At 37.8% G+C, this 7,146-nt stretch carries 7 protein-coding genes; 2 read left to right on the forward strand and 5 right to left on the reverse strand.

The window, feature by feature from the left end; all coding sequences use genetic code 11:
* Positions 1 to 300: 300 nt before the first annotated feature.
* From IM477_RS10180 to bchL, 5 genes are all read right to left on the reverse strand, one after another.
* The gene (locus tag IM477_RS10180; protein ID WP_287731609.1) at positions 301 to 945 is read right to left on the reverse strand and encodes an RloB family protein; all 645 of its coding nucleotides are present in this window, start codon (positions 943 to 945) and stop codon (positions 301 to 303) included.
* A 1-nt stretch (position 946) separates the two neighbouring features.
* Positions 947 to 2,254 carry an AAA family ATPase gene (locus tag IM477_RS10185; RefSeq protein ID WP_287731610.1) on the reverse strand — a complete coding sequence of 436 codons (1,308 nt, stop codon included), beginning with the start codon at positions 2,252 to 2,254 and terminating at the stop codon, positions 947 to 949.
* Between the two features lie 170 nt (positions 2,255 to 2,424).
* Positions 2,425 to 3,825 carry a ferredoxin:protochlorophyllide reductase (ATP-dependent) subunit N gene (locus IM477_RS10190; RefSeq protein ID WP_002740797.1) on the reverse strand — a complete coding sequence of 467 codons (1,401 nt, stop codon included), beginning with the start codon at positions 3,823 to 3,825 and terminating at the stop codon, positions 2,425 to 2,427.
* Between the two features lie 16 nt (positions 3,826 to 3,841).
* The gene (locus IM477_RS10195) at positions 3,842 to 4,231 is read right to left on the reverse strand and encodes a DUF5331 domain-containing protein (RefSeq protein WP_287731611.1); all 390 of its coding nucleotides are present in this window, start codon (positions 4,229 to 4,231) and stop codon (positions 3,842 to 3,844) included.
* Between the two features lie 238 nt (positions 4,232 to 4,469).
* The gene (gene bchL, locus IM477_RS10200) at positions 4,470 to 5,339 is read right to left on the reverse strand and encodes a ferredoxin:protochlorophyllide reductase (ATP-dependent) iron-sulfur ATP-binding protein (RefSeq protein ID WP_002759152.1); all 870 of its coding nucleotides are present in this window, start codon (positions 5,337 to 5,339) and stop codon (positions 4,470 to 4,472) included.
* A gap of 460 nt (positions 5,340 to 5,799) precedes the next feature.
* Here bchL and IM477_RS10205 point away from each other — a divergent pair, with 460 nt between their 5' ends.
* On the forward strand, positions 5,800 to 6,633 hold the full coding sequence (locus IM477_RS10205; RefSeq protein ID WP_287731612.1) for a hypothetical protein: 834 nt from the start codon (positions 5,800 to 5,802) through the stop codon (positions 6,631 to 6,633).
* A 16-nt stretch (positions 6,634 to 6,649) separates the two neighbouring features.
* On the forward strand, positions 6,650 to 6,835 hold the full coding sequence (locus tag IM477_RS10210) for a hypothetical protein (protein WP_002798718.1): 186 nt from the start codon (positions 6,650 to 6,652) through the stop codon (positions 6,833 to 6,835).
* Positions 6,836 to 7,146 lie beyond the last annotated feature (311 nt).

Below are 7,146 nucleotides of genomic sequence, written 5' to 3' on the forward strand. Positions count from 1 at the left end.
AAAAATTATGTTAAAAGTGATTTTACTCAAGTAAAACTTATCATTTGAACGACAAATTATTGGCACTTAATAGCATAATTCTTTGAGCGACTTTTTCAGCAAGCCCTACTTAATTTAAATGAAACAGCCCTACCCGTTGGGGGCGTGGCGCCGCCCCCAAACCCCCCGCGCATTAGCTTTTCGGTGGGATGCTTACACGCGATTGTTCATATTTTTGTACTAATTTAAGAGTCACTGATAATTGCTGATTGTCGGTATTTCTGCAAATGTGGGATGCACCCCGCTACCAGAGAATTAAGCTTAAGGACGACTATTGATGTTAAGTTCTTGCACTAATTCCTGTACTGTGGTTGAGGGATTGGCATCAAAAGGATGTTTTTTTGCTTCATCTCTATCTTGAATAATTTTTGCTGCATTGGTGATTGCTGTTTTCTGGTATGGCTTTAATTTTTCGTACATATCCTCCCGATTTTTTTCATATTTTTCTTGCTCGTTTAATAATCCATGCTTTTTCATCTGGTTAGTTAAAATTTTTAGGTATTCACTTCGGGATGTGGCAATATCCAGATATTGAAAGTGTAAAATAAACCAAATTTCAAAAGCTTCATTAGAATAGGCAATCTTGATATTGTTTTCTTTAGCCAGTCTTTCTGCTTGATTAAATTGCTCTTTAGAACAGTTATCTTTATCAAAAACACACCAGATTTGATCAAATGAGTCATCTTGTTTTAGATTATCTATAATCTGAATAGCTTTTTTGACTAAACTCCAGCTATTTTTACCTTCACCTTTCACCCTAACTTCAATTTGCTTAGGAACAGTAAAAGCCTTAAAATAGTTAACTTCAGTTTTTTCTCCCTCGCAAACAATTAAAAATTTTTTTCTTGTTTCTCTAGTCTTAATTTGGCGACGCAAATAATCAGAAGTATTCCTGTTGTTACTCATACTAATTACCAATAATTGTACTTAAATCACCAATAAAAGGTATTGCTCCATAACGACCTTGAATATAATCTTTTTCAAAGGTATCATTATTCTTAATATCAGCAAATTCCACCAAAGAATATAAATCTGTTGCTCCTTGATGATTTTTTTCGGTAAACCAAATTTGATCCCTCCTCAAAAATTTATGACTAAGTAAATTAATATCGTGAGTAGTAAAAATAAGTTGAGCATTTTTGGGATTGGTTTTCTGAGAATTAAATAATTCGATTATGTTTCTAGTCATTAAAGGATGAAGTCTGGCATCCAATTCATCAATTACTAAAACTTCCCCTTTTTGCAAAGTGTCTAAAATCGGTGCTGACAGAGCAAAAATCTTTTTAGTTCCATCAGATTCATGTTTGTCCATATCAAAAATTTCTAACTCAATTATTTTACCTGTTGAGTCATACTTTGGATGATAGGTTTTTATGGTAGCGGACTTTATTTCACCGCTAGAGTGACTGATGATATTTCTGACAACATCCGGTAAATCTTGCGGGAAACTATCTAAGGAAATTTTTCTGGTTTCTGTTTCTAGGTTGAGATTGTCAATACTTAAATCTAATTTTTTAATTAACTTAGTTACACCATCAATCAAATTTTGTCTATCAGAATCTTGTCTATCAGAAAGATAATCAAGCGTAATCGCTTTTAATAATTCCACATTTAACCCAGACACAACACCTAAGCGACCAAACCAAGAGACAATTTCCACCGCTAGAGAATCATTAAATTGAGCCGCTACTGATAAAAACAAAGTATTTTTTTTTGTCAATCCTTTTAGCATATTACCTTGTTCAATATTTTTGCTATATTCTATTTTATCGCCTTGCCGATTAAAAATTTTAGTTTCACGACTTCTGGGCGTACAAAATAACCATTCGGAAACTACTCGCTTTTGAGTTACTTCAAATCCATATCTATAAGTTTTATTTTTTAGCTGAAAAACTATTTCAAAAAAGGATGGTTTATCAACAGTTTCGGTACTTAATCTAAAGTCTTCCACATCTATTTTGTCAGTGATTTGTAATTTAGCAGAATTCATGACAAACCGTCGCATAAAATCGAATGCCAGAATTAAATTACTCTTACCACTGGCATTTGCTCCATAAATAGCGGCACTTTTCAGTAAACTAAATTGTTGATTAACCTTAAAAACATTATTTTTATCAAGCTCATCATTACCATTGGCCTCCTCTGCAGCTACCATACTGAGAGTTACTACATCTTTAAAAGAGCGATAATTGCCGACACTAAATCCGATGAGCATTGCATATTAACCCTAACAGTCTCTAAGGAATAAAGGAGACTATACTTTTATTTTATGCACTTGTTGAGCATTTGAACAAGAATTGTCCTCAGAATCGGCAAACAATCACAGGAAAAAAGGTAAGGAATTGATTTTCCTTACCTGATGACTGTACACTTTTGACAACAAATTTACACTTTTGCCGACTCTTTAACTAACTTGTCCCAACCCAATTCCTTGAGGTTATTGTTGCGACGCAGGGGACGAGTAGCTAATTCTAAAATATCTCGCGCATTGGTAAAACCATGAATTTGAGCAAAAGTAAATTCTACCGACCATTTAGTGTTAATTCCCCGCGCTTCTAAGGGATTTGCATGGGCCATTCCTGTAATCACTAAATCGGGTTTTAACTCGTAAATGCGCTGAATCTGATTGTAGTTATCAGGTTTTTCGATAATTTTCGGGATGGGAACACCCATATCATTACAGGTTTTTTCTAGTAATGCTAATTCGGCCGCTTGGTAGCGTTTATCCATGTAAGGAATACCGATTTCATCACAAGTCATCCCGCAACGAATTAGGAAACGTGCCAGAGAAATTTCTAGTAAATTATCCCCCATAAAGAAGACCGATTTACCGCGCACAAGTTGCAGATAATCCTCTAAACTTTCCCAAATTTTTGCCTCTCTTTCTTCTAATCCCTGCGGTTGTACTCCCAAAACCGAACAGATTTTTTCTATCCAAGCGCGGGTTCCATCCGGACCGATGGGAAAGGGTGCACCAATTAATTTACACTTACGACGACGCATTAAAGTGGTGGCAGTTCGTGATAGAAAAGGATTGACACCAGCGACATAATAACCTTCTTCAATTACCGGTAATTCAGTAAAGCGTTTGGCCGGCAACCAACCATCAATTTTAACTCCTTGTTTTTTCAATTCTAGGGTTAAATTAGTCACAATCGGGTCGGGAACAGAACCAAATAAAACTAAAGGAGGATGGTCTTTATATTCCGATTCTTCCTGTTTAATTTCTTCTTTTTTCCGTCCAAAAGTTAAGAGTTTCTGGATGGCATTCCGTTCTTCTTTTTCATCTTCGTGCTTAACTTTTTCGGGACATTTATGCACCATAGAAGCGAGGACGGTATCTTCCCCTTGGGTAAAAGCATAATCTAAACCATTAGCGCGCGCTGTCACGATAGGAATACCGATTTCTGACTCTAGTTTCGGTGCTAATCCTTCTAAGTCCATTTTGATAATTTCGGTGGTACAAGTACCGATAAAAACGATAACGCTAGGGTTTCTATCTCGTTTAATTTGTAAGCAGAGGCGTTTTAGTTCTTCGTAGTCTTTTAGTTGAGCGGAAATATCCCCTTCTTCTAATTCAGCCATAGCATAACGCGGTTCAGCAAAAATCATCACCCCCATAGCATTTTGCAGGAAGTAACCACAGGTTTTTGTGCCGATAACAAGGAAGAAACTATCTTCGATTTTTTGGTATAACCAAGCAACACAGCTAATCGGACAAAAGGTGTGATAGTTGCCAGTTTCACAATCAAATTGTAAAGCGCTCGGTTCTTGAGTGGCGGTCATGTTGTTTGGTTCTCCTTTAACTTGGTTTATTTAGGTTTTCTCGTTGTAACTCTTGGCGGATTTTTTGCAGTACAGGATCCTCATTAGGATATAAAGAATTACTTAATTCTCTTTCTTTCTTTTCTAGTTGTTTTTTCTCAGGATCAAAATTTAATCCTAAAACTTCTAGCAGTTTGTCTCCATCGGAATTAAGCTGACAAAAGTGATACATCCACACTGATAATTGAGATTCTAAAACGGTCATTGCCGCTATAATGATGTCAGAACTAGGACGTTTACCACCGTCGGGAGTTTTTCGCCACGAACCTCTAGAATCCATTAAAGACTTAATCCAAGCTTGATTATTTTGGTAGTAATCTAACCATTGCCTCGCTAAGGTGGCTTTTAATTCCTCAAAGTTGCTCATTTTGTCCCCTTGGCTAAATAATGATGTTTTCCCTATTAGAATTCCCAATGAGAGGAAAAAATGATCATTATCAAGTCCTCGATAAAATTCGTGGGTAGGGTGGGTTAGGTGACGATAAGTTAGGCTATTAACTAATAAGTTAATTATTCGCCGTAACCCACCCAGAAAAAGAGTTTATTGGTGATTATTGGTGGTTATTGGTGGGTTACGCTGTCTCTAACCCACCCTACAAAATAATCTAAACCATCATCAGGTCTAATTCTTCCTCGGCGTTAACTTTCGGTTTATCGGCATTAAGATAGAAATCCGATAATAAAGTGAATAATTCCCGGTCGGCAGATTCTTTGGGAATAACTCCTTCTGGTTTGGCTAAAATCTGATCGGCAATGTTGAGATAATAGTCACAAACATAACTTAACATCGGATCCTTGTCGGCCATTTCAAAGAGAGTTTGACCTTTAACTCTGGAGACGCGAATATCTTCAATTAAGGGTAAAACTTCTAACACTGGCATGGGAACATGATCTACATATTTATTAATTAAATCGCGTTTTGAGGTGCGATTACCAATTAATCCGGCTAGTCGCAGGGGATGGGTGCGCGCTTTTTCTCGGACGGAAGCGGCGATGCGATTGGCGGCAAAAAGAGCGTCAAAGCCGTTATCTGTGACAATTATGCAGTAATCGGCGTAATTTAAGGGTGCGGCAAATCCTCCACAGACCACATCCCCCAAAACATCGAACAAAATCACGTCAAATTCATCAAAAGCGTTCAATTCTTTTAATAATTTCACCGTTTCCCCGACGACGTAACCGCCACAACCGGCACCGGCCGGAGGCCCCCCCGCTTCCACGCATTTGACACCACCGTAACCGTCATAGATAACGTCTTCGGGCCAGATGTCTTCGTAGTGAAAATCTTTTTCTTGCAGGGTATCGATGATTGTGGGAATCAGAAAGCCTGTCAGGGTGAAGGTGCTATCATGCTTGGGGTCACAGCCTATTTGTAGGACTTTTTTGCCTCTTTTGGCTAAAGCAGCCGAAATATTACAGCTTGTTGTCGATTTACCGATGCCACCTTTTCCGTAGACTGCGAGTGTTAAAGGCATGGAAGTTCTCCTAAATGTGCGCTTGAATGGTGAGTTTGTTTATCAGTGCTTTGATCCCAATTATTGACCATCTCCCCACCCCTTGGAAAGAGGCTCAATTTTTATCTGCTATAGCTAGAGTGAGATTGAACGCTTAAAAATTAGATAAATAATCTTTTAGAGCTTATAAAGTTTTTTAAAGTCATAAAAACTTATAAAAACAGCTTTGTTTATATATTTACTTTAAATACAAACAATAAACAAAAAATCGCCAAAGCTTTACAAAAACTCGATAAACAGGGTTTTACCGTGCCAAACCCAGACAAAAAAGGTCAAGATAGAGGCAGTCTAGAGACTGATGTCAGATTTTCGTGAATAATCATTACAATTTTCCCCGTCAGCAGATTAAATAAATCGATCCTGAGAAGGATGCTGAAAAAAGCTGTAGTACAATTAGAACAAAGTACCTGTAGGGTTTCCTATGCGAGTTAAGCAAAAAACGCTGACTACACTCTTATTAGAAAATAAGGCTCCTAAATATCGTCCTTTTCTGGGTTTTTTTCTGGCTGGGGTTCCCTTGCTCTTTTTAGCCTATGTGGTTTCTTTCCAGCGCGCTTATCTCGACTGCATGAGGTTAGGCACAAAAAGAATAGATTGTCAATATGTCCAAGAGTATAATTTTCCTGTTTCTAGTCGGGAAAATTTTTCTTTAACTCACATTAAAGCTACGGCTGTCTATCAAGAAGTTTTTATCAGTGTTGAGCAGAAAAAAACTGTTAATAACACGGTTTTATTGGTCGGGAGAAATAACTATCTCTACATCGAGAATTTTCGGGATGTGCAGTCAGCTAGTGATTTTAAAACTCGATTTGAGAGTTTTGTGAATAGATATCAAGCTCAGGAAATTATTGCCAAAAGTCCCCTAGATACCTTGTCAGCACTGCTAGAACACCACCATAATTATCCCTATTATCTCTGGGGTATGTTATGCTTATTGTCAGGTCTATTGTTACTTTATGATGTCAGCTATTGGGAGAGTTATGTCTTTAATCAGGGTACCGCTACCCTAACCCGTAGGCGACAACATTTAACTTTTAGAAGTGAAAGTGATTATCTTCTAGAGAGAATTGTTGAGGCAAAAGTAGAAGAGTACAAAGGCTTTTTGGGGTCTAATTACCGACGGATTATTTTAACCTTATCCAACGGAGAAAAAATTATTCTCAATTGCTGGTTACTGGAATCTATCAGTAACGGAAAAAGGGAAGAAAAAATTCTGGCAATGATTGCCGAAAAGTTAAACTTAACTCAAGAGTAAGTGTTAATCTAAGTAAATGCGCTCAAATTCTAGTTATTTAAAGTCTCTTTTTTTCGGTTTCCTATTAGTGACCGTGTTAGTTTATATATTGCGCGGCATGGGGATATTATCTTTTTTACCCGGAGGATTAATTTTGTTATTAATTCTCTCTTCCGTGGTGACGGGAATTATCTACGGAATCGATAAAACCCGCCGTTTTTAGGAAAATATTGGCTCTTCCTTCCAGACAGAAACGAGAAGGCTGCATCTCATTTTTGTAAATCTACTAAGTTGGGATTTTTAAGGGGAAACTCTCGGCTAAAGTCGGGCGTTACTTTCGATTTTATCACTCAATCCAAGCTTTTGGGGGGTTCTACCCCCCAAACCCCCCGTTGGGGACGCAAGCGCCGTCCCCAAACCCCTCGCGCATTAGTTTTTCGGTGGGATGCTTACACGCAGCTGCTGATATATCTGGACTTCCCCGTTGACAAAAGGCCATAACCTGTGCTGTAGAAGGGATTAAGAGAATTTACA

The sequence above is a fragment of the Microcystis sp. M090S1 genome (assembly GCF_020246295.1).
Classification (GTDB): Bacteria; Cyanobacteriota; Cyanobacteriia; order Cyanobacteriales; family Microcystaceae; genus Microcystis; species Microcystis aeruginosa.